We start from the raw sequence: 23312 nt of genomic DNA, 5'->3' as shown, positions 1-23312 counted from the left end.
GTACGTTTACATGCCAAGCGATTGCTCTTTAAAACGCATTAGCGAAGAGACCGAGTACTTGGGCTTTGAGCCTCGCGAAGAACCGGAGTAAAATTTCTGGAAAATAGCTTCAATCCGCACTCTTTTCAGGAAAAATGGTCACAAAAACTAATTTATCTGGAAAGAGCTTGAATGCCACACTACAAAAGGCGTTGCAGAAAAATTCCAGACTCTGGGTGTGGCAGTAAGCCAGGACGATGAGATAATGTAGAAAGCATACTCTTTCACATTTCTAATTCTTAGCGTTATTCCCGAAACTAAATTTATATTGGCTATATACACCATGTATGTAGCCAATATTTTTTGTTAAATTCTTGACCCTAAGTCATCATCGTCTTCATTTCCCGTTATTTTTCTGGTGAGTTCATAACAACACCTTATTTTGTTTTCACTAACCAAAAATTGGGAAAAGACCTCAAACTCAATAATAGAACCATCTTCTTTATTTGCCTTAACCCGATGATGTGTGTGCACACTTTCGAGAAAAACGTTTCAATGGTGGAAATAACCTCACCGTTTTCAAGGATGTTTTTCAAGGCATTTACTACAAGATTAGAATTAGACAAAGTATATTCCCCATAAACACATGGCTAAATTGGCCTCTTATCGCTAAAGAGGCCAATCAAAATTATAACCCCGGCGCCTTCCACAATGAGGTCGTCAGGCCATCATCCACCAGATGCAGTTGATCAGCATACACGGCTTGCCAATCTTTTTTCGCTTTCAGGTAAACCTCACGGTGGCTCAAGTTCGGTTGATATTCCCGTTCCCAACGAACGAGCTTTTCTCCTGTTGCCGGCAGTGAGTCGTATAATCCAACACCCACACCTGCCGCAATTGCACAACCCAGTGCTGTTGCTTCTTTTACCACGGGCACCCGAACGGGCAGGCCGGTAATGTCAGACAGAATTTGGCTCAAGAGCTTGCCTTTTGAGCCGCCGCCTGCGAAAACCAGCGAGTCGGGTTGGACACCAGAGAATGTTGAAACCATGTCGAGGTTACATGCCGAGACGATAGCGGCGTTTTCTTCCAGCGCCCGAAATAGCGTCGCCTTGTTGCATTTTTCCGGATCAATCGACAGGTTGAGGAAAGAGGGCGCTGCGTGATACCACGATTTAAAGCGCATAACATCGGAAAAAATCGGCATGACACCATGCGCACCAGCAGGAACCCGCGCTGCCATATCTTCCAACAGATTATAGGCATCAATGCCCAGCCGTTCCGCCAGCAGTTTTTCTTCTGCGCAAAAAGCATCACGGAACCAGCGCATGGTAAGACCAGTAAAGAAGCTGATGGATTCTGCCTGTGCCATGCCGGGGATAACATGCGGGTTGATGCGGATGTTCATGTTTGGATCGGTGATTGGTTCTGGCAGGTTGACGACTTGCTGCCAGAATGTTCCACCGAGTACTGCGGTTTGGGCGGGTTTGACGACACCAATGCCAAGGCAGCCGAGTTGAACGTCCCCGCCGCCCATAATTACCGGCGTGCCGCTGCTCAGACCGCATTCTGCCGCTGCTTTTTCCGTAATATAGCCGAGCAAGGTTCCCGTTTCTTTGACAGGAGAGAGGATATCGGAACGTAGTCCGGCCATTTCCAGCAGGCTTGGACGCCAATCACGGCTGACTAAATCCAGCATGCCAGTTGTGCCCGCGTTAGAGGGATCAACGGCTAGCTCGCCACTTAGCCTATAAGCCAGCCAATCGCTGATCATCGTCAGGGTACTGGCTTGTCGGTAAATATCAGGACGATGATGCGCTAGCCAAAGCAGGCGTGGCATTGCACCTAATGCCAATGTTTGGCCGGAGTAGCGATAAACGTCATACTCAAAGGTATTGTTGTAAAGCTCTTTTAGCTCGCTGACTTCATGGCTGGAGCGAGCATCCACGTTGGCACATGCCCAGATAGGATCGCCGCCGCGATTATAAAGGACAATGCCTTCTCGCATTGAACAGGCGGCAACGCTCTGAATCGCATTGGCAGGTAATTCCGCCTTTTGCAGTGCCTGCCGGATACATTGGCAGGCCAGTTGCCAGTTGTTTTTCAGATCAAACTCCATGGAACCCGCAACATTCGGCACAGGTTGGTGTACCCACTCAGCTTGCCCAACGGAAACTTGATTCCCTTCGAGATCAAATATCACTGCACGGATACTGCCGGTCCCTGCATCAAGCGCCATCAGATACTTTCTTGATGGGTGAGCATGAGCGCGTTGATTCATGATGCTATCCTCGTCTGTTGTTATCTTCTTTTTATTCGATATGGCACAGGGATGGATAGAAATTATTAGTCGATTAAATCAGCATAGCTCTCGCGGTCTGTTCTTCTGTCACCAGTGAACTGATATAGCCTCCTTTCAGTGCGGCAACGATAGCGTCTGCTTTTTCGATGCCACCTGCTACACCAATCACGTTCGGGATGGTTTTCATTTCTGGCAGGGAGATACCGATCAGTTCCTGATGAATAGCAATATCACTAACCAGTTCACCTTCCGTATTGAAGAAGTAACCCAGAATGTCGCCAACAGCCCCTTTGCGACCCAACATCAATTGTTCACCATCACTAATATAACCGGAGCGCATGATCGTTGCGTTTTGCTTCTGTTCGATAGCACCAATCCCAACGATAGCGGTATCGGCTGCACAGGCTGCCAAAATCACATCCCGTACACTGCGTTCTTCGCGGAATGTTGCCGCGACTTGATGACGAGAAGCACGCAAGGGGGCAGGAATGATACTGACCGGGCAGGCTGCATCAAGTTGACCAATGCCAGTCATATAAGGGCCGACCCCTCCCGACAGCGTCACCAACCGAATTTGTTGGGATGAGATAAAGCCGCTTAGATGCTGCAAAGTGCACATGGGCGTTTCACCAAATCCAATCGCTAATAGCTGGTGAGGTTCAATCAGTGTCATTAACAGATGAGCGGCGCCAATACCAAGGCGGGCATTCAGATTCATGCCATCCAGGCTAGGTAATACGCGAACCTGTTTGAGATCAAAGCGTTTTTGCAAGGCATTTTCTAACGCCAAACACCCTTCATAGCGTGAATTGATCTGAACGCGGATCACACCAGACTGCCGCCCTTTCTCTAACAAACGGGAGACTTTGAGGCGACTGAGGCCGAGCAATTCACCGATGTCCCCTTGCGTCAGACCATCGTGATAGTAAAACCAGGCAATACGGGCCATTAGTTCTTCTTCACTCATGCTGTTTCCTGGATAGTTGTGACTTGAATAGTCAATTTCCTCGGATAATACGCTTTTCTCTGCTACTGATTGTTTCTTGCTTAATTTGATCGACATAATAACTTCTTTATCCACGAGGAAAGAATAAGCATAAAAATCTCTAATGTACTAGAGGCTTATCGCAAAATTTGAACATATTTTAACGTAGCGCTAATTTTTTCACAAAATGTGATCTAATTATTGAAAAAAACTTAAGTTTTGCATTAGAGTTTTGAACAAATGTTTTTGAAATAAATAAATGTTCATTTTCGCATCAGTGTCAGAAACGCAAACCCAAAATGCCATGAGGTACGTGATGTCACAGAGCAATACCGCGATTAATACCCATAATCCGTCTTGTCTTAACCTTACTGGCGGCACTCCGCTTTTAGTTGCCCGTGGGATTAGTAAGCAGTTTTCTGGTTTGATGGTGTTAAAGCAGATTGATTTCACGTTGATGTCAGGGCAGGTTCATGCATTATTGGGGGGAAATGGTGCCGGTAAATCGACTTTGATGAAAATCATCGCGGGTATTGAGCAGCCGGATGCCGGAGCTTTGATTGTGGATGGTGTGGCTGTCAGCCATCTGACACCTGCGAAAGCCCATCAACTAGGCATTTATCTGGTTCCACAAGAACCCTTGTTATTTCCCAACCTTTCTGTTCAGGAAAATATCCTGTTTCGCCTGCCAAAACATCAAGCCAGTACCAGTCGAATGCGGGAGTTACTGATTCAGCTCGATTGCCAAATTGACTTGAAGGCACCTGCGGGCAGCTTGAATGTCGCGGATCAGCAGTTGGTGGAGATTATGCGTGGCCTGATGCGCCATTCCCGTATTTTGATTCTGGATGAGCCGACCGCTTCGTTGACACCCGCAGAAACTGAACGTTTGTTTGCGCGATTACGGGAATTACAGCAGCAGCAAGTGGGAATTATCTTTATTTCCCACAAATTGCCTGAAATTCGTGAAATTGCGACTTATGTCAGTGTGATGCGGGATGGTGGGATCGCTCTCAGCGGCGAGATTGCGCGTTTTACAACGGAAGCGATCATTCAGGCGATTACACCTACAGCAAAATTAACTGCATTGGTGGATAAGCAGAAATTGGGCTTGGAAACCAACGGTAATGTATCGGATAACACATCAAAAATACCTGTTTTGGAAGTGACTTCCCTCTACGGGGAAGGATTCCGCGATATCACCCTGACGCTACAGGCGGGAGAAATTGTTGGATTATCTGGTGTTGTGGGAGCGGGTCGCACAGAATTGGCGGAAACGTTATATGGATTGCGCCCGATTGCGAGTGGTGAAATTCGTTTTCAGCAGCAAATCATCAATAAATTAGATACGGCAGAACGATTACAGCGTGGGTTGGTTTATCTGCCTGAAGATCGGCAGGCTTCGGGGTTGTTCCTTGATGCGCTCTTGAGTTGGAATGTTCGTTCTTTGACGCACAGCCGGAGCACTTTCTGGACGCGCTCCACCTACGATGTCGGAATATTGGAACGATATCGCCGAGCGCTCAATATTCGATTCCACAATGTATATCAATCGGCACGCACTTTGTCTGGTGGTAATCAGCAGAAGATTCTGATTGCTAAGTGTCTGGAAGCCAAGCCTACAGTGCTGATCATCGATGAACCAACGCGCGGTGTTGATGTTGGCGCACGTAATGATATCTATCAGCTTATTCAGAACATCGCCCGCCAGCAGGTGGCAATTCTCCTGATATCTTCTGATCTTGATGAAATTGTTCAGTTGGCCGATCGTGTGCTGGTTATGCATCACGGTGAGCTTTGTGGGCAACTTGATAAAGATCACATGAGTGTGGACGAGATTATGCACCTTTCTTTTGGGGAACGTCACATTGAAATTCATTCAGAATAACCGGGAAGCCACAGCCGTGATCGCCATTTTGGGATTATTTGCTTTGCTGGGAAGTCTCGATCGCCATGCTTTCAGCGTCCAAACTGTCACGATGATCTTCGGTAATGCCCAGATCCTGATTTTATTGGCGATGGGAGCCACATTGGTCATGCTGACTCGTAATATTGATGTGTCCGTCGGTTCAACCACCGGATTATGTGCGGTGGTGTTGGGAATGTTGCTTAATGCAGGGGTTCCGCTGGCAGTTGGCTGTTTAATCACGCTGCTGATCGGCATGGTGGCAGGGTTGATTAACGGTGTGCTGGTGGCATGGTTGAAAATTCCGGCCATTGTTGCCACGTTGGGCACGCTCGGTTTATACCGTGGGTTAATGCTGTTGTTGACAGGCGGTAAATGGATCGAAGGTTTGCCCGCTGAGGTTAAAGATCTCGCCAGACCTATGTTATTCGGGATTTCACCGATAGGTTGGTTGTTGATGCTATTGATTCTGTCAATGGCGTGGATGTTAAAGAAAACTGAATTTGGCCGTGGGTTTTATGCGACGGGTGATAATCTGCAAGGCGCTCGTCAGCTTGGTGCTCCCGTCAATGGCATTCGTATCACTGCATTCACCATAAATGGTGTGATGGCAGCATTGGCAGGTATTGTGTTTGTGGCACAGATTGGCTTTATTCCGAACCAAACGGGGAATGGATTGGAGATGAAAGCCATCGCTGCCTGTGTATTAGGTGGCATTAGCCTGTTGGGGGGAATGGGAACTGTTATCGGCGCGATTTTCGGAGCCTATTTTCTGACGCAAATCGATAGTGTACTGGTATTACTCAGATTATCGGCTTGGTGGAACGATTTTATTGCCGGCCTTGTCCTGCTGGCGGTGTTAGTGCTGGATGGGCGCTTGCGCACTGCGGTTGGAAAGAATTTACGTCAGCAACGTTATGGCTGGGAAACGGCGCTTTTGGTGTTGTTAGTGGCGGAAATTTTTCTGTTTGGCATGGTCAATCCGAGGATGTTGGATATTAACGTGCTGTTGTTCAGTACCAGCGATTTTATCTGCATTGGCATTATCGCGTTGCCGTTAACGATGGTGATTGTCAGCGGTGGTATTGATATCTCTTTTGGTTCGATTATCGGTTTATGTGCTATTGCCTTGGGCGTCATGTATCAGGCAGGTTTACCGATGATGGTGGCAATTCCCTTAACTTTACTCATCGGGGTATTGTGTGGCGTGATTAACGCGGCCCTGATTTTCTATACGGGCGTGAATCCGTTGGTGATCACGCTCGGCACGATGTATCTGTTTGGGGGTAGTGCCTTACTGCTGTCGGGATTATCCGGGGCGACGGGATATGAAGGCATTGGTGGCTTTCCTGATTCATTTACTGATTTTGCCAATCTGACGCTATTAAACCTGCCTGTTCCTTTAGTTATCTTCATGCTTTTCACATTGGCATTCTGGTTGTTTATGCACCGTACCCACCGTGGCCGCAATGTTTTTCTTATCGGGCAGAACAACCGTGTTGCCCGTTACGGTGCAATCCCCGTCAATCGAACGTTGTGCTTGTTATATGCCTTGACAGGGCTGGCTTCGGCCGTAGCGGCGATTATTTTGGTTTCCTATTTTGGTTCGGCGCGTTCTGATTTGGGCAGTTCTTTCCTGATGCCCGCCATCACTGCTGTGGTTTTGGGTGGTGCCAATATTTATGGTGGATCGGGTTCAATCATGGGGACGGCACTGGCTGTTTTGCTGGTGGGCTATTTGCAGCAAGGGTTGCAGATGGTGGGAATTCCTAACCAGATATCCAGTGCGTTGTCTGGTGCTTTGCTGATTGCTGCGGTAATAGGGCGGTCTGCTTTGCTGCATCGTCATCAAATCTGTGATTGGTGGCAACGTCGAAGGATTTCTGTTTCACAACGACATATTTCTGAAACGTAAAAGACGATCTTGAAATATACCCTATAAATTTCAAGTTGCCGCTCGCAAGACGAAAGCAGCTGATTATCTCCCCGCACCGCGGGGAGATAATCAATGTATCTTGAAGTACAACGAGTATAAAAAATAAATGGAGATAGGCATGAAAGCACCAACAATGAAAAAGCTGGCTTTGGTTGCTGCGTTAAGTCTGGGATGTGTTTCCTGGGCGCAGGCGGCAGAGAAGATTGCATTTATTCCTAAATTGGTGGGCGTTGGGTTCTTTACCAGCGGCGGTCAAGGTGCGGTAGAAGCTGGCAAGGCGTTGGGGATTGAAGTCACTTACGATGGCCCGACAGAGCCGAGTGTTGCGGGACAGGTTCAGCTTATCAATAGCTTTGTGAATCAAGGCTATGATGCGATTGTCGTTTCAGCCGTGTCACCCGATGGTCTATGCCCAGCGCTGAAACGTGCGATGAAACGTGGTGTTAAGGTATTGACGTGGGACTCCGATACTGCGCCAGAATGCCGCTCCATCTATATCGATCAAGGAACGCCAAAGCGGTTGGGTGGGATTCTGGTGGATATGGCTGCTAATCAGGTGAAAAAAGAAAACGCGAAAGTCGCATTTTTCTATTCCAGCCCGACAGTGACGGATCAAAACCAATGGGTGAAAGAGGCTAAGGCTAAGATTGCAGGGGAACATCCAAATTGGGAAATTGTCACCACCCGGTTTGGCTATAATGATGCCACTAAATCCTTGCAAACTGCGGAAGGTATTTTGAAAGCGTGGGAGGATTTGGATGCGATTATCGCGCCAGATGCCAACGCCTTACCTGCGGCGGCTCAGGCAGCAGAAAACCTGAAGCGGCAGGATGTGGCGATTGTCGGGTTCAGTACCCCAAATGTCATGCGTCCTTATGTTGAAAATGGGACGGTCAAACAGTTTGCGCTGTGGGATGTGGTCAAGCAGGGCAAGATAGCCATTCATGTTGCCAATGAGATATTGCAAAAAGGCGATCTGAATGTGGGCGATAAATTGAGTATTCCTGATGTTGGCAGCGTTGAAATTTCACCCAACAGTGTGCAGGGATATCGTTATGAAGCGAAAGGCAACGGCATTGTGGTTATGCCGGAGCGGGTTATTTTCACCAAAGACAATATCAACCAGTACGATTTCTAATCAAGACAATTTCTGATTCATGGGGCTGAATGCAGCCCCTGATTCTGACACCTTTCTGGAGGGAGAAATGGCAGATTTAGATGATATCAAAGACGGTAAAGATTTTGGCATTAATACACCGCAAAAGAATACGTTGTTTGAGCTGAAAGGCTGTGGTGCGCTGGATTGGGGTATGCAGTCCCGCTTGGCACGGATTTTCAATCCCACCACCCATAAAACGGTGATGCTGGCATTTGACCACGGTTATTTTCAGGGCCCAACGACAGGCCTGGAGCGTATCGACATCAATATCGCCCCGCTGTTTGAACATACCGACGTACTGATGTGTACCCGTGGTATCCTGCGCAGTCAGGTGCCGCCTGCCACCAATAAGCCAGTGGTTTTGCGCGCATCTGGTGCCAACTCCATTCTGACTGAACTCTCCAACGAAGCGGTTGCGGTGGCGATGGAAGATGCCCTGCGCCTCAACGTCAGTGCGGTTGCAGCACAGGTCTATATCGGTACAGAACATGAACACCAATCCATTAAGAATATCATCAAGCTGGTGGATCAGGGGACGCGTTATGGCATGCCAACGATGGCGGTGACGGGCGTCGGTAAAGATATGGCCCGCGACCAACGTTATTTTTCGCTGGCGACGCGCATTGCGGCGGAGATGGGGGCAAACATCATCAAAACCTATTATGTCGATAGCGGTTTTGAGCGGGTTGTTGCGGGCTGTCCGGTGCCGATTGTGATTGCGGGGGGTAAGAAATTGGCGGAGCTGGATGCGCTGAATATGTGCTATCAGGCGATTGATCAGGGAGCATCGGGTGTGGATATGGGGCGTAATATTTTCCAGTCGGAAGCCCCGGTTGCGATGCTGAAAGCGGTGCAGGCCGTGGTGCATCACAATGAGAAACCCGCTCAGGCTTATGAGATTTTCCTGAGTGAAAAAGCGCAGGGGGAATAATATGCACGTCACATTAGTGGAAATTAATGTTAAAGCCGACAAGATCGCCGAATTTATCGACGTATTTCGGGATAATCACCTCGGTTCCGTTAAAGAGCCGGGCAATTTACGGTTTGATGTATTGCGTGATGAAAATATCCCAACTCGCTTCTATATCTATGAAGCCTATACTGATGAAGAGGCTGTTGCGGCACATAAGAAAACCCCCCATTACTTGCGCTGTGTCGAAAAACTGGCAGCGTTGATGACTGAGCCACGGAAAAAGACCACGTTTATGGGGCTGATGCCGGAAGGGAAATAAAGCAAGGGCTGATTTAACCCTCTGTTTATATGGATAATAATGATAACAGAGGGTAATTTTTATTGGTGTAACCAGTTAGCGATAAATATTGCCACTTGTTCCGGTTGATTGATATCGAGTTGTGGAAGTTGTGTTGCCAGCGCAATATCACTGGCAATGGCTATCACATGGGGATCGAGGATCTCATCAACAGTATGATTCAGGCCGTTGCGATAAAGTGCGATTTTGGGAATGGATTCTTGTTTGAATCCTTCAACCAAAATCAGATCCAATGAATTTGCATCAAACCGACTGGCGAGATAGTTAAGATCCAGTGCCGGAAACTCAGGCGTTTCAGTCATCAAAGCCCAGCGTTGCCGGCTGGCGACTAACGTTTGGGCTGCCCCTGCCTTGCGTAGCTCATAGCTGTCCTTGCCCGGCTTATCGACATCCATATTGTGATGAGTATGCTTAATCAGCCCAACGCGAATATGTTGCTGGCGCAATAGTGGAATGACTTGTTTTAATAGTGTCGTTTTTCCGGTTCCACTGTCAGCAGCAATACCCAGAATCGGCAGTATTGTCTCGTTGATGCTGTGGTTCATGCTGACTCCTGAAGGTGTTCCCAATGAAGGTGTTCCCAATGATGATGTTGCCAGTTAAGGCATTCTTCAGGGGTATTTAAGTTGGTGAAAGCGCTGGGGTTGGGAAAATAGACCGCCTGTGCCTTAATCATCTGCATAAAGAGCATTAATTTTCTGTCTCCCAACGCGAGATAACTTTCCAGGCGGGGGATGAGGCTGCGGTGCATTAATACCAGAGTCGGATGTGCGCGTTTGCAGTCATGTGCATAAGCTGCCCAAGCGTTTTGTTTGTAGTGCCACAGCCTTGCGACAAGGTGCTCAGGGAAATCGGGGACATCACAAGGGACAAATACCACCCACTCATGGATGGCGCTCTTTAAAACCGCCAACATACCAGCCAGTGGGCCGGAAAAATCAGCAACGATATCCGGTATGATGGGATAACCACTCTGCCGATAAATCCCCAGATTGCGATTGGCGTTGATCAACAGTTCATGAACCTGCGGCTGCAATCTTGTCGCAATATGTTGATATAGCGGCGCATTATTGAATTGCACCAACCCTTTGTCATTTCCTCCCATGCGGGTGGATAATCCCCCTGCCAGAATTGCGCCACTGATTTTTGGATGCGTCATGTTAAATCACCTGATATAGGGTATATATAACCATTGTGAATCAATATCTAACCATGCTGCTTTGAGGTGGCAGTATAACTTTACGCTGATTGACAGACCAATGCTTTCTCAGAGCCATTAATCTTGCTAATTTGTATAGTATTTATAAGGAACGGGAAATGAAGTATCACCGCCTCAATGAAGTTATCGAACTTTTACACCCGGTATGGAAGAATGAACCGGATTTAAATCTGGTGGCGTTGTTGCAGAAGCTGGCTGGTGAAGCGGGGTTCACTGGGCCGTTATCTGAATTAACGGATGATATTCTGATTTATCACCTGAAAATGCGTGGTACAGGGAGTCAGGCAGAAATCCCCGGATTGAAAAAAGATTATGAAGAAGATTTTAAGACCGCGTTGCTGCGCGCCCGGGGCATTATTAAAGATTGATGAAGAGAGAACTGTGTTGTGAAGGAACCGAAGGCTTTTAATTTTCAGAATATTACGCCAGATTTAATTATGGATGCCTTGGTACAGTCTGGCTTGTACCTTGATTCAGGTTTGACCGAACTGAATAGCTATGAGAATCGTGTGTATCAGTTCATGGACGAAAACCGCAAACGTTATGTCGTGAAATTTTACCGTCCTCTGCGCTGGAGCCAACAGCAGATCCAAGAAGAGCATGATTTTGCCCAGCAATTGCAGCAGGCTGATTTGCCGATAGCGGCACCCTTGATGTTTGACGGGCAGACGGTACTCAGCCACGGCGGTTTCTTTTTTGCCATTTTCCCCAGTGTGGGTGGGCGTCAGTATGAATCAGACAATTTTGACCAACTGGAAGATGTTGGGCGATTGCTGGGAAGAATGCATCAAATTGGCGCAAAGAACACATTCTCTGCCCGTCCTACGCTTAATCTTAATGAATATTTATATCAGCCGTATCAATATCTGGCTGAATGTGAGCTTATTCCCGCCAGACATAAACCGGGTTTTCTGGCTGCGCTGGATGAATTAAATCAGGCAGTCGCCAGCCAATGGCACAATAGTTGGCAAGTGTTGCGGCTGCATGGGGATTGCCATGCGGGTAATATTTTGTGGCGTGATGAAGCCTGGTTTGTGGATCTTGATGATGCCCGCAATGGTCCCGCTGTGCAGGATTTGTGGATGTTGCTCAATGGCTCACGGCAAGAACGGTTAGTCCAGTTGGATATTTTGCTTGAGTCATATGGGCAGTTTATGGCATTTGATCCCAAGACATTGGCATTAATAGAACCTCTGCGGGCGATGCGCATGGTCTACTATTTGGCTTGGGTTGCCCGTCGCTGGCAAGATCCGGCTTTTCCGAAAGCGTTCCCGTGGATGGCGGAGAGTGATTTCTGGCATAAGCAAGTGCGTCTTTTTTCTGAACAAGTCCGGCTGTTACAGGAACCCCCTTTACAACTCAACCCGATGTATTAATTTTTTTGGAGACCATTATGAAGAAATTTTGGCTGGCACTGGTGGGAGCGTTCATGGCATTTAATGCATCCGCTTCTGGTTTTTCTGAAGGCAAACAGTATACCGAGTTAAGGGAGCCGGTGGCGAATCAGCCTCAGGTGGTGGAGTTTTTCTCTTTTTATTGTCCTCACTGTTATCAGTTCGAAAATATTTACCATGTTCCTGCTACGGTTGAGAAAAACCTGCCGGCAGGTGTGACTCATACACGTTATCATGTGGATTTTCTGGGGCCTCTGGGTAAGGCATTGACTGACGCTTGGGCTGTCGCCATTGTCATGAAGGTTGAAGATAAAGTCACGCCTATTTTGTTTGAGGGCATTCAGAAAAGCCAAACCATCGGGAGCAAGGACGATATCCGGAATGCTTTCATCAAAGCGGGTGTTTCTGGTGAAGAATATGACGCAGCCCTGAACAGCTTTATTGTGCAATCTGTTGCCGCCAAAGAGCGTCAAGCCGCGCAGGATTTCAACTTGCGCGGTGTTCCGGCGGTTTTTGTTAATGGCAAGTATTTGATTAACAACGGGGGTGTTGATTCTCGTTCCGAGTTGGATTATGCCAAGAAATTCTCTGAGGCAGTGAACTATCTGGTGAACAAAAAATAAGTCGCAAGAAAACAAAAACGCGAGTATTAATATAAAATAATAGAGGTGTTGTGCCAGCCATAAGCGAGTTGGCACAATACTTGCCAAAAAGCACCTTTCATAACATAAACTCTGGTAATATCCACAAGTCAGTGATTTTAAAACGGTTGTAATATTCAATGAATATTTCACGTAATTCATTGATTTTTACCCCCTGTTATTCACTTTTGGTGGTGATAAACATAAATCTGGTTTATGTGCCATTTTTTTGTGCACAAAGTTATCCACAATATACCCATCAGAATATTTGTCACAATATGCGAGTTGATACGAGAAAATTCCCGCAAAATTCGTCTAGAACGACACAGTATGGCATTCTATTCTTTATTCATTCCCATTCATCCCTCAGAACGACGAAGAAAATTTTATGGCACAGATAGCAGACAATCCCCTGATTTTGGTTGATGGTTCTTCATACCTTTATCGTGCATATCATGCGTTTCCGCCACTGACAAACAGTTCAGGAGAGCCGACGGGCGCCATGTACGGCGTGCTGAACATGCTGCGAAGTTTGATCATGCAGTATAAATCCAGTCATGTGGCGGTTGTGTTTGATGCCAAGGGTAAAACGTTTCGTGATGAACTTTTTGCTGAATATAAATCTCACCGGCCACCGATGCCGGATGATTTGCGTTTGCAAATTGAACCGCTGCACAAGATGGTCAAGGCAATGGGATTGCCAATTCTGGTGGTATCAGGCGTTGAAGCTGACGATGTTATCGGCACTTTGGCTTTGCAGGCTGAAAAAGAAGGCCGTTCGGTGCTGATCAGCACGGGTGATAAGGATATGGCGCAATTGGTGACGCCAAATATCACCCTGATTAATACCATGACCAACACCCTCTTAGGGCCGGAAGGGGTGAAAGAAAAATATGGTATTCCTCCTGAACTGATTATCGATTTTCTCGCCCTGATGGGGGATTCTTCCGATAATATTCCGGGCGTGCCGGGCGTGGGTGAGAAGACCGCGCTGGGGCTATTGCAGGGGATTGGCGGATTAGATGACATTTATGCCCGACTGGGTGACATTGCCTCACTCAGTTTCCGTGGTGCCAAAACATTGGGCGGTAAAATGGAGCAGCATAAAGAGGTGGCCTACCTTTCCTACCAATTGGCAACCATTAAAACCGATGTTGAGCTGGATAAAACTTGTCTGGATCTTTCGGTGATGCCGCCGGATGCGGATGAGTTACTGGCACTGTTCAGCCATTATGAATTCAAACGTTGGATCAATGACGTACAGAATGGCACTTGGCTGGAAGGTAATGGACAGAAACCAGCCGCAGCCAGTACCAAGGCAGAATCCATATCTGCTACGCCAACCGCAGCTAAAATTTCACCGGAAATTTCACCGGAAAGTTATCAAACTATTCTTGAGCGCCAATCTTTGGATGAGTGGATTGAAAAACTCAAACAGGCACCGGCATTCTCTTTTGATACTGAAACTGACAGTCTTGATACCCTGACAGCCAATCTGGTGGGGATGTCTTTTGCCATTGCGGTGGGGGGATCAGATGTTGAAGCCGCCTATCTGCCATTGGGACATGATTATCTGGATGCGCCACAGCAATTGGATTTACACGAGGTTCTTGCCGCCTTAAAGCCGCTGCTGGAAGATGCTGACCTGCCTAAGATTGGCCAAAACCTGAAATTTGATCGTGGTGTGCTGGCGCGTTATGACGTTGCCCTGAATGGCATTGTTTTTGATACCATGCTGGAATCGTATGTATTGAACAGTGTGGAAGGGCGGCATGATATGGATAGTCTTGCTGATCGTCATTTGGGCTATAAGACCACCACATTTGAAGAGATTGCGGGCAAAGGCAAAAAACAGCTAACTTTCAATCAAATTCCATTGGAAGAAGCCGCAAAATATGCGGCGGAAGATGCGGATGTGACTCTTAGGCTGCATCAGGCCATGTATCCCCAGTTAGAGAGCGCCCCAACCCTGAAAAAAGTTTTCCAGAAGATCGAAATGCCGCTGGTGCCGGTATTGTCCCGCATGGAGAGAATCGGTGTATTGATCAATGCGCAAACGCTGGCAGAACATTCAAAGGAAATCACTGCGCGCTTGGGTGAGCTGGAAAAATCCGCTTATGAACTGGCAGGGGAAGAATTCAATCTGGCGTCACCAAAACAGCTACAAGTGATTCTATTTGAAAAAATGGGCTTGCCGGTATTGAAAAAGACACCGAATGGCGCTCCATCAACGAATGAAGAAGTGCTGGAGGCGTTGGCGGAGAATCATGAATTAGCCAGAGTGATTTTGGAACATCGTGGTCTGGCAAAACTGAAATCCACCTACACTGATAAGTTGCCTCAGATGGTACATCCGCTGACAAATCGCGTTCATACCTCTTATCATCAGGCGGTAACGGCAACGGGGCGTCTCTCTTCCCGTGATCCGAATCTGCAAAATATTCCGGTTCGCAATAGCGAAGGGCGACGTATCCGTCAGGCTTTTGTGGCGCCGGAAGGCTACCGCATTATGGCGGCAGACTATTCACAGATTGAATTGCGCATCATGGCGCACTTGTCGCAGGACACAGGCTTGTTGGAGGCATTTGCCCAAGGCAAGGATATCCACCGCGCGACGGCTGCGGAAGTGTTTGGCGTGCCATTGGAACAAGTGACCAGCGAGCAGCGTCGCAGTGCCAAGGCGATTAACTTTGGCCTGATTTATGGCATGAGTGCGTTTGGTCTGTCCCGCCAGCTAAGCATTCCGCGTGGCGAAGCACAACGCTATATGGATCTCTATTTTGAACGTTATCCGGGGGTGCTGGCTTATATGGAACGTACACGCCAGCAGGCGGCGGATCATGGATTTGTCGAAACGTTAGAGGGCCGTCGGTTGTATCTGCCGGATATCAAATCGCGTAACGCCATGCGTCGCAAGGCGTCAGAGCGTGAAGCCATCAACGCACCAATGCAGGGTACGGCAGCGGATATCATCAAATTGGCAATGATTGCGGTAGATGACTGGATTGTCAGTGAGCAGCCCGATGTGCGCATGATCATGCAGGTTCATGATGAATTGGTATTTGAAGTGCATGAATCAGCGCTGGAAACCGCAGGGCAGAAAATTAGGGAGCTGATGGAACGGAGTATGCAGCTTGATGTGCCGTTAAAAGTGGATATTGGGCTTGGTGATAATTGGGATCAGGCACACTGATAGACTTTTTTGATTTTTATCAAAAAGACGCCAAAAAAAGGAAAGAAGAGCCGCAGAAATGGGGTTCTTTTTTTATTGAATGATTTTTATGAAATTACTGCTTGTTTAATGAACTAAAATCATGGCGGTTATGCCATGAACAGGCTTATGACAAGGAATTTAGGTTAGGTTTTATATTAGATCTAGATCTCATAAATATGTAATTAAACTACATTAATGACGCTATAATAACCATTATTGCTTAAATTTTAACGGCTGAATCGAGGTAATTGGTGAAAATTAATTACAAAAAAGACTTTTTTTGCTGAAAGGAATAGGTTAAAGTTATCGGCGTAGGGTACAGAGGTAAGATGTTCTATCTTTCAGACCTTTTACTTCACGTAATCGGATTTAGCTGAATATTAGCTGCCCCAGTCATCTCTTTTGACTGGGGCGTTTTTTTATGTCCGGTTTATGGGGGGAAGGGCAGGGGCGAACATTACTCCGCCTCAATGGCCGGTTGGTTGAACCAAAGGTTGAGTTGTTGCTCTAGTTTATCGGTGCCGATTTTTTTCAGGGCGGAAAAGTATTCGACCTGAACATCACCCTCCAGCGAGGCCAGTTCCTGACGAACTTTCGCCAGTTGGCTCTTACGGGCACCGGATGCCAGTTTATCGGCCTTAGTGAGCAATACCATGACAGGAACCTGCATCACAACAGCCCATTCGATCATTTGCATATCCAGATCTTTCAGCGGATGACGGATATCCATCAAAACCACCAGCCCCAACAGGCATTCGCGCTTCTGGAGATATTCTCCCAAGGCTTTCTGCCACTTACGTTTCATCTCTTCGGGTACTTCAGCGTAGCCATAGCCCGGCAAATCGACCAGACGAATACCTTCTTCTACTTCGAACAGGTTAATCAACTGGGTACGGCCGGGGGTTTTACTGGTACGCGCAAGGCTCTTCTGGCGGGTCAGTGCATTCAGGGCGCTGGATTTACCCGCATTTGACCTACCGGCAAACGCGACCTCAATGCCCACATCTTGAGGTAGGTGGCGAATGTCCGGTGCACTCGTGACAAAGTGGGTCATATGATAGTTGTAGTTCTTGATGGTCAAAATGGTTATCTCCCTGGGGAATACACAAAATAGCTCGGTGATTATACCGAGAGCAACCGCTTGTGGACAGGTGAACTTTTATTCCATCCCAACCGCTATGTATATTTTTTTAACATGGGAGAAAATGGCGTGAAATAAAATGGAATGTAATCGTTCGAAAGCATACCAATATGAAGGTTATTCTCGAAATAACCTTTGCCTAAATATGCGAATATAAAAGTCGTATGGATAGATTTTCCCTCCACTCATCTAAAATACTCGTAAATGTAGGTAAATCTTTGGAACTTCATGCTATTGGGAATTACACTTAATGAGTTTTGTTGTTATGAGTTTTATTGTTGACCTCAAAAATAAAGGAACCATCAATGTTTAAACGTATTTTTGTGTCGCTTATGACTGCTTGTGCTATCAGTGCGATAGCTGTCCCGGCGTTGGCCGCTGAGACTCACGTGAAGCTGGTCACATCAGCCGGAGAAATCGAGCTTGAGTTAGAGAGTAATAAGGCACCAATTTCTACCAAGAATTTCGTTGAGTATGTCAATGAGGGATTTTATAACAACACTATCTTTCATCGCGTGATCCCCGGTTTTATGATTCAGGGCGGTGGCTTCACAAAAGAGATGAAGCAGAAAGCCACCAAAGATCCCATCAAGAATGAGGCAGACAACGGTTTGCGTAATCTGCGTGGCACGATTGCGATGGCGCGTACCGCAGATAAGGACAGCGCAACCAGCCAGTTCTTTATTAACGTGACCGATAATGCTTTTCTTGACCACGGGCAGCGTGACTTCGGTTATGCCGTCTTTGGCAAGGTCGTAAAAGGTATGGACGTGGTTGATAAAATTTCTCAAGTCAAAACAGAAAATGTGGGTCCTTATCAAAATGTGCCGGTGAAACCCATTGTGATCTTGTCTGCCAAGGTTGAGCCTTAACCGCCCGAACCCGGCATCATACGGTATTTGGATAATCATTCACGGTTGTTTGAGTACCGTTTGTTCCCCCCTGAATCATCCCTCTTTCTGCTATTTCTACGTTGTCACCGCAGGGCATCATGGCGGGTGCAGTCCCTGTACCCCTATTTTAAACATGCTTCTGTGGTATGATGAGTCCCCCGTTGCTGTTGATACTGCTTTACCTGATTTTACTGTCATACAGAATGCATAATACTCCTGTGGAGTAGGAACTTATAAAACTATAATAATCAGTAGGATATGCTCCTATGTTACTCATAATAGATAACTACGATTCTTTTACATTCAATTTATATCAATATTTTTGCGAGTTAGGGACAGAGGTTTTAGTTAAGCGTAATGATGAGCTACAGCTTGAAGATATCGAAGCGTTGGCGCCGACGCATTTAGTCATTTCTCCCGGCCCTTGCACGCCAAATGAAGCCGGGATCTCGCTGGAAGCCATTTCACATTTTGCCGGGAAATTGCCTATCCTCGGTGTGTGTCTCGGACATCAGGCGATAGGTCAGGCTTTTGGTGCCAGCATTGTTAAAGCCCGTGAAGTGATGCATGGAAAAACCAGTTTGATCCACCACAGCCAGCAAGGGGTATTCAAAGGATTGGTTCATCCATTAACTGTCACACGTTACCACTCTCTGGTTATTGCCGCAGAAACGCTTCCTGCTTCATTTGAAGTGACAGCATGGAGTCAGCGCAATGGTGATGTCGATGAAATCATGGGAATACGTCACCGTACTTTGCCACTGGAAGGTGTGCAATTTCATCCAGAAAGTATTCTTAGTGAGCAGGGACATGAATTATTGAATAATTTCCTCAAATATTAATCCAGATACCATCACATTCCCTCATTCGTTATTTTTTATTTGCCCTTATGTGATTTTTTATTCATATTTTATGGGTATTATTTCATTTTTAAATGGTGAATATACCCTATGGACTTTAAGTGGAGAGATAATCAATGCCCCTTGAAGTACAACAAATAGATAAAAATAAGGTGAGGGAAATGGGAGAAAACAAAGCAACAAACCGCAGTATTCATGAGCAGGTAATGTTGCCTGTTTATGCGCCGGCGAGTTTTATTCCTGTCAGAGGGCAAGGGAGTCGGGTCTGGGATCAACAGGGTAAAGAATACATTGATTTTGCCGGCGGTATCGCGGTATTGGCTTTGGGGCACTGCCATCCGGCGTTGGTGAATGCCCTGAAACAGCAAGGTGAAAAATTGTGGCATCTCAGCAATATTTTTACCAATGAACCTGCCTTAACCCTGGCGCAAAAATTGATTGATGCGACTTTTGCGCAAAAGGTTTTTTTCGCCAATTCAGGCGCGGAAGCCAATGAAGCCGCCTTTAAATTAGCACGTCGTTATGCGATTACTCGCTATCATCCCAATAAAACCAAAATTATTGCTTTTCATCAGGCTTTTCATGGACGCACCTTTTTCACTGTTTCGGTCGGGGGACAGGCGAAATATGCCGAAGGTTTTGGCCCCAAACCGGCGGATATTGTCCATGTGCCTTTTAATGATTTGGATGCCGTCAGAGCGGTGATTGATGAGCACACCTGCGCCGTTGTCTTGGAGCCGATCCAAGGGGAAGGGGGCGTCACCCCTGCGACGATGGCGTTTCTGCATGGCGTGCGTGAATTGTGCGATCAGCATCAGGCTCTGTTGGTTTTTGATGAAGTTCAGAGCGGGATGGGGCGCACAGGCAAATTGTATGCTTACCAGCATTATGGCGTCCAGCCGGATATTTTGACGACCGCAAAAGCGCTGGGCGGCGGTTTCCCGATCAGTGCGATGTTAACAACAGATACCATTGCGGCAGCCATGGAAACCGGTGCGCATGGCACGACGTATGGCGGAAATCCGTTGGCTTGTGCTGTCGGCTGTGTCGCACTGGATATTATCAACACGCCAGAAGTGCTGACAGGCGTGGAAAAACGTCACGATCTGATCCTACATGCCCTGAAAAAGATGAACCAAAAGTATGGCATTTTCCGTGAATTTCGTGGCAAGGGGTTGCTGATTGGGGCGGTATTGCAAGCAGAATATCAGGGTAAAGCCAGAGAAATCTTGCAGCAAGCGGCGGAACTGGGATTGGTGTTATTGAGTGCGGGAGACAGCATTTTGCGCTTTACCCCTTCATTGATCATTCCTGAGGATGATATCAGCGAGGGCATGATGCGGTTGGAGATGGCGATATCCCGATGGTTAGCCCAAAGCAGGTGAAGCCATAAAAAAGCCAGTGCGAAGCAACAGGTTGCACTGGCGGGTTTCAGGTTTATCAGGAATTAACGCGTCCCATAAACAACGATGGTTTTACCATGTGCAGAGATCAGGTTTTGATCTTCGAGCATTTTCAAAATACGGCCAACCGTTTCACGGGAGCAACCCACAATCTGCCCAATTTCCTGACGTGTGATTTTGATTTGCATACCATCAGGATGAGTCATTGCATCAGGTTGTTTGGCCAAATTGAGCAACGTCTGGGCGATACGGCCGGTCACGTCCAGAAAGGCTAAGTTACCTACTTTTTCGGAAGTGGTTTGTAGGCGACTGGCCATCTGAGCAGATAAACGCATCAGAATGTCAGGATTGACCTGAATTAACTGGCGAAATTTCTTATAAGAAATTTCAGCCACTTCACAGGCACTTTTAGCTCGCACCCATGCAGTACGTTCTTGCCCATCTTCAAACAATCCAAGTTCACCGATGAAATCGCCCTGATTTAAATAAGAGAGAATCATCTCCTTACCTTCTTCATCTTTTATTAGAACAGCAACCGAACCTTTAACAATGTAGTAAAGCGTTTCTGCTTTCTCGCCTTGATGAATAAGCGTGCTCTTGGATGGATATTTGTGAATATGGCAGTGTGACAAAAACCATTCAAGAGTAGGGTCTGTTTGTGGCTTGCCGAGAACCATTCGCTTTATCCTCTGTTGTTATTTCTGCCTTTATGATGTGAGAAACTGCCGCTTCTCTTCAGGCTGGCTTTATAAAGTCAATAGCTTAACATATTAACTTGCTGAAAAACTGATAAACGGGAACTTTATATGGATTATAAGGATGTCAGAATACTGGCATATTGATCTTAACCCATATACCTTGCCAGTCCACGTTTGTAACCTTGTTTGTAACACAGGAAAACGTTTCTGTCTTCTCCTGTATCGCTTCAGCTTATTAAACAGGTGGCCAGATTACCAGAAATCTGGCGGAAAAGACGGTCTTATTGATTTTACATTTATTTTTATCACCTAATTTATTGTTAAAAAACGGCCTATTTATTTAAATGAAGCAGATAACGTTATTTTTTGTTACCTGCTTTATTAAAAATAGACTCTTCGTACTGCAAGAAAATAGGGTAATTATGAGATTTTTTTGCCTTCCAGTAATTGTTTAACCAGTGGGGCCATAATTAATTCCATGGCCAGACCCATTTTTCCGCCGGGAACGACAATCGTATCTAGGCTGGAAATAAATGAGCCCTGAAGCATAGCCAGCAAATAAGGAAAATCAATTTGAGTGAGACCGCGGAAGCGGATCACGATAAAACTTTCGTCCAGCGAAGGAATGGCCTTGGCGGAAAAAGGGTTAGAGGTATCAACGGTCGGGACTCGCTGGAAATTGATGTGGGTACGTGAAAATTGGGGAGTGATGTAGCGGATATAGTCATCCATTGAGCGGACAACGGAATCCATGACGGCTTCTCTGGAATGCCCGCGCTCGCTGGTATCACGGATGAGTTTTTGTATCCACTCCAGATTGACGATGGGTACAACGCCAATCAACAGGTCAACATGGCTGGCGACATTGTGTTGTGGCGTGACAACACCACCGTGCAAGCCTTCATAAAACAGAACGTCAGTGTTTGATGGCAAGGGTTCCCACGGTGTGAAAGTCCCCGGCAATTGGTTATAGGGGACGGCTTCATCATAGGTATGGAGATATTTCCGGCAGCGGCCATTGCCTGTTTCCCCATAGTCAAAGAAAGTCTTCTCCAGCATACTGAAATCATTGGCGGCTGGCCCAAAGTAGCTGATATGCCTGCCCTGTTCTCTTGTTTTCCGAATCTCGGCATCCATTTCAGGACGAGTATAACGATGGAAACTGTCCCCTTCTATCTGTGCGGCGGTGACGTCAAATTGCTGGAAAATCTTGCGGAAGGCGACACTGGTTGTGGTTGTTCCCGCTCCACTGGAACCAGTGATTGCGATGACGGGATATTTGGCAGACATGAACAGACTCCTTAGCAATAAAATTGGCGAATCAGTCAATCAGAATGAATAAAGCAAGCTGAACCTCATGGGCGAAACGTCGCTTTGGGCAAGATATTAACGGTTTCATGTAATTCAGACCATATCAACAGAACCTCACCGCGTTCAAGCTGATGTTTGACATCCTGCACTTTTTGTTCGAGCGTTTTTTCCTGTTCACCGTAATCCGTCCCTTCCCGCAGGACAAAACTTTCAATCAAGTTGAGGAGTGTATTGGTTTCCAACTGTTGCCACGGGATAATCATCGTGATTGCTCCTGATAATGTGGTGATGCTTCATAATGAATTGATTTCATGATGAGTTGTGTGTGAAATAACATACTGCTATTTTTCTCGGAAAGACATATTAACTATTGGGGTGGGAGGGGAATCTACCCATGACTGCAAGTCTGATATTTTCGCTTAGTATATTTATGTTTATTTCCGCTGTCACACCGGGTCCGAACAATTTGTTGCTGACCTCATCGGGCGCTAATTTCGGTATCCGCCGCTCCATCCCGCTTTGTCTGGGTATTGTGTTGGGAATGCAGACAATTTTGCTGCTGTCTGCGTTTGGTGTTGCCGCGTTACTGCTGATTTATCCTGCCATCTATACGGGCTTGAAAGTGCTCGGATGCCTGTATTTACTATGGCTGGCTTGGAAAACAGCTACTTCGCATTATCAGCGGCTGGATACGACAACATCGGCAGGCGAACCGATCAAAATTCACCAAGGTTGGTTATTGCAGTTTTTGAATCCGAAAACATGGTTGATGGGATTGGGTGCAATCAGTAGTTACAGTCTGGCCGGAGCGCTCTACAACCATTCCATTTTTGTTATCAGTATCGTGATGCTTATCGCCAATCTCCTTGCGGGTGCCATCTGGCTGGTTCTCGGCTCACTGATTGGCCGGTTGCTGGGAGGCCGCCGCGCGTGGTTTATATTCAATATCACCATGGGGGTTCTGACCGCCGCTTGTGTGCCTTTAATCTGGTTTGGCTGA

23 protein-coding genes and 1 pseudogene are annotated in these 23312 nt (G+C 46.8%); 15 read left to right on the top strand and 9 right to left on the bottom strand.

Translation table 11 applies throughout. The annotated features are described in order from the left end of the window. Positions 1–667 precede the first annotated feature (667 nt). Together lsrK and lsrR are read right to left on the bottom strand one after the other, a co-directional pair. Positions 668–2260: an autoinducer-2 kinase gene (lsrK, locus tag PSI17_RS08585; RefSeq protein WP_273551586.1), complete on the bottom strand. Its 1593-nt coding sequence runs from the start codon at positions 2258–2260 to the stop codon at positions 668–670. A gap of 73 nt (positions 2261–2333) precedes the next feature. Next, a complete protein-coding gene (lsrR, locus tag PSI17_RS08580; RefSeq protein WP_273551585.1) occupies positions 2334–3344 on the bottom strand; it encodes a transcriptional regulator LsrR in 1011 nt (336 codons plus the stop codon). A gap of 238 nt (positions 3345–3582) precedes the next feature. On the opposite strand from lsrR, the gene lsrA reads away from it, so the two are divergent. From lsrA to lsrG, 6 genes and pseudogenes are all read left to right on the top strand, one after another. Further along, positions 3583–5154, top strand: coding sequence for an autoinducer 2 ABC transporter ATP-binding protein LsrA (lsrA, locus tag PSI17_RS08575; RefSeq protein WP_273551584.1), 1572 nt, complete (start codon positions 3583–3585; stop codon positions 5152–5154). Next, positions 5093–6034 (top strand): annotated as a pseudogene (gene lsrC, locus PSI17_RS08570) (autoinducer 2 ABC transporter permease LsrC); the annotation flags it as partial. The gene lsrA and the pseudogene lsrC, both read left to right, overlap by 62 nt. A 15-nt stretch (positions 6035–6049) precedes the next feature. Next, a complete protein-coding gene (gene lsrD / locus PSI17_RS08565; RefSeq protein ID WP_273551589.1) occupies positions 6050–7087 on the top strand; it encodes an autoinducer 2 ABC transporter permease LsrD in 1038 nt (345 codons plus the stop codon). 139 nt (positions 7088–7226) lie between these two features. Continuing rightward, positions 7227–8246 carry an autoinducer 2 ABC transporter substrate-binding protein LsrB gene (gene lsrB / locus PSI17_RS08560; protein WP_273551583.1) on the top strand — a complete coding sequence of 340 codons (1020 nt, stop codon included), beginning with the start codon at positions 7227–7229 and terminating at the stop codon, positions 8244–8246. Positions 8247–8313: 67 nt separating this feature from the next. Further along, positions 8314–9198 (top strand): 3-hydroxy-5-phosphonooxypentane-2,4-dione thiolase, encoded by an 885-nt coding sequence (gene lsrF, locus PSI17_RS08555; RefSeq protein ID WP_273551582.1) that lies wholly within the window; start codon positions 8314–8316, stop codon positions 9196–9198. Between the two features lies 1 nt (position 9199). Further along, positions 9200–9499, top strand: coding sequence for a (4S)-4-hydroxy-5-phosphonooxypentane-2,3-dione isomerase (gene lsrG / locus PSI17_RS08550; RefSeq protein ID WP_273551581.1), 300 nt, complete (start codon positions 9200–9202; stop codon positions 9497–9499). Positions 9500–9558: 59 nt separating this feature from the next. On the opposite strand, the gene mobB is transcribed toward lsrG, so the two are convergent. Both mobB and mobA read right to left on the bottom strand, forming a co-directional pair. Next, positions 9559–10083 carry a molybdopterin-guanine dinucleotide biosynthesis protein MobB gene (gene mobB / locus PSI17_RS08545; protein ID WP_273551580.1) on the bottom strand — a complete coding sequence of 175 codons (525 nt, stop codon included), beginning with the start codon at positions 10081–10083 and terminating at the stop codon, positions 9559–9561. Beyond that, a complete protein-coding gene (gene mobA, locus PSI17_RS08540) occupies positions 10080–10697 on the bottom strand; it encodes a molybdenum cofactor guanylyltransferase MobA (RefSeq protein ID WP_273551579.1) in 618 nt (205 codons plus the stop codon). Before mobA ends, mobB begins: the two co-directional genes overlap by 4 nt. A 158-nt stretch (positions 10698–10855) precedes the next feature. Here mobA and PSI17_RS08535 point away from each other — a divergent pair, with 158 nt between their 5' ends. From PSI17_RS08535 to PSI17_RS17430, 5 genes are all read left to right on the top strand, one after another. Continuing rightward, positions 10856–11125, top strand: coding sequence for a YihD family protein (locus tag PSI17_RS08535; protein WP_273551578.1), 270 nt, complete (start codon positions 10856–10858; stop codon positions 11123–11125). An 18-nt stretch (positions 11126–11143) separates the two neighbouring features. Continuing rightward, the gene (locus PSI17_RS08530) at positions 11144–12133 is read left to right on the top strand and encodes a serine/threonine protein kinase (protein WP_273551577.1); all 990 of its coding nucleotides are present in this window, start codon (positions 11144–11146) and stop codon (positions 12131–12133) included. 17 nt (positions 12134–12150) lie between these two features. Then, positions 12151–12774, top strand: coding sequence for a thiol:disulfide interchange protein DsbA (dsbA, locus tag PSI17_RS08525; protein WP_273551576.1), 624 nt, complete (start codon positions 12151–12153; stop codon positions 12772–12774). A 406-nt stretch (positions 12775–13180) separates the two neighbouring features. Beyond that, the gene (gene polA / locus PSI17_RS08520; RefSeq protein ID WP_273551575.1) at positions 13181–15985 is read left to right on the top strand and encodes a DNA polymerase I; all 2805 of its coding nucleotides are present in this window, start codon (positions 13181–13183) and stop codon (positions 15983–15985) included. A 350-nt stretch (positions 15986–16335) separates the two neighbouring features. Next, positions 16336–16383: a hypothetical protein gene (locus tag PSI17_RS17430; protein ID WP_438361642.1), complete on the top strand. Its 48-nt coding sequence runs from the start codon at positions 16336–16338 to the stop codon at positions 16381–16383. 80 nt (positions 16384–16463) lie between these two features. Here PSI17_RS17430 and yihA read toward each other — a convergent pair whose 3' ends face one another. Both yihA and PSI17_RS17425 read right to left on the bottom strand, forming a co-directional pair. Then, a complete protein-coding gene (gene yihA, locus PSI17_RS08515; RefSeq protein ID WP_273551574.1) occupies positions 16464–17087 on the bottom strand; it encodes a ribosome biogenesis GTP-binding protein YihA/YsxC in 624 nt (207 codons plus the stop codon). A gap of 95 nt (positions 17088–17182) precedes the next feature. Beyond that, positions 17183–17251, bottom strand: a complete 69-nt coding sequence (locus tag PSI17_RS17425; protein WP_443256017.1) for a DarT ssDNA thymidine ADP-ribosyltransferase family protein — start codon at positions 17249–17251, stop codon at positions 17183–17185. A 201-nt stretch (positions 17252–17452) separates the two neighbouring features. On the opposite strand from PSI17_RS17425, the gene ppiA reads away from it, so the two are divergent. The 3 genes from ppiA to PSI17_RS08500 all read left to right on the top strand — a co-directional run bounded on the left by ppiA (position 17453) and on the right by PSI17_RS08500 (position 20285). Further along, on the top strand, positions 17453–18019 hold the full coding sequence (gene ppiA / locus PSI17_RS08510; RefSeq protein ID WP_045973033.1) for a peptidylprolyl isomerase A: 567 nt from the start codon (positions 17453–17455) through the stop codon (positions 18017–18019). A 287-nt stretch (positions 18020–18306) separates the two neighbouring features. Then, a complete protein-coding gene (locus PSI17_RS08505) occupies positions 18307–18882 on the top strand; it encodes an aminodeoxychorismate synthase component II (RefSeq protein WP_045973031.1) in 576 nt (191 codons plus the stop codon). A 179-nt stretch (positions 18883–19061) separates the two neighbouring features. After that, entirely contained in the window at positions 19062–20285 is a 1224-nt protein-coding gene (locus PSI17_RS08500; protein ID WP_273551588.1) for an aspartate aminotransferase family protein, read from the top strand. A 62-nt stretch (positions 20286–20347) separates the two neighbouring features. Here PSI17_RS08500 and crp read toward each other — a convergent pair whose 3' ends face one another. From crp to PSI17_RS08485, 3 genes are all read right to left on the bottom strand, one after another. Continuing rightward, a complete protein-coding gene (gene crp / locus PSI17_RS08495; protein WP_273551573.1) occupies positions 20348–20980 on the bottom strand; it encodes a cAMP-activated global transcriptional regulator CRP in 633 nt (210 codons plus the stop codon). Positions 20981–21421: 441 nt separating this feature from the next. Continuing rightward, a complete protein-coding gene (locus PSI17_RS08490) occupies positions 21422–22291 on the bottom strand; it encodes a phosphoribulokinase (protein ID WP_273551572.1) in 870 nt (289 codons plus the stop codon). A 65-nt stretch (positions 22292–22356) separates the two neighbouring features. Beyond that, complete coding sequence (locus PSI17_RS08485) at positions 22357–22575, bottom strand: YheU family protein (RefSeq protein ID WP_273551571.1); 219 nt, start codon at positions 22573–22575, stop codon at positions 22357–22359. Positions 22576–22706: 131 nt separating this feature from the next. Here PSI17_RS08485 and PSI17_RS08480 point away from each other — a divergent pair, with 131 nt between their 5' ends. Beyond that, on the top strand, positions 22707–23312 hold the full coding sequence (locus tag PSI17_RS08480) for a LysE family translocator (protein WP_273551570.1): 606 nt from the start codon (positions 22707–22709) through the stop codon (positions 23310–23312).

Origin of the sequence: Xenorhabdus sp. IM139775, from assembly GCF_028598745.1 — a bacterium.
In the GTDB taxonomy this organism is placed as follows: domain Bacteria; phylum Pseudomonadota; class Gammaproteobacteria; order Enterobacterales; family Enterobacteriaceae; genus Xenorhabdus.
This window is presented reverse-complemented; position numbering and strand designations above follow the sequence as displayed.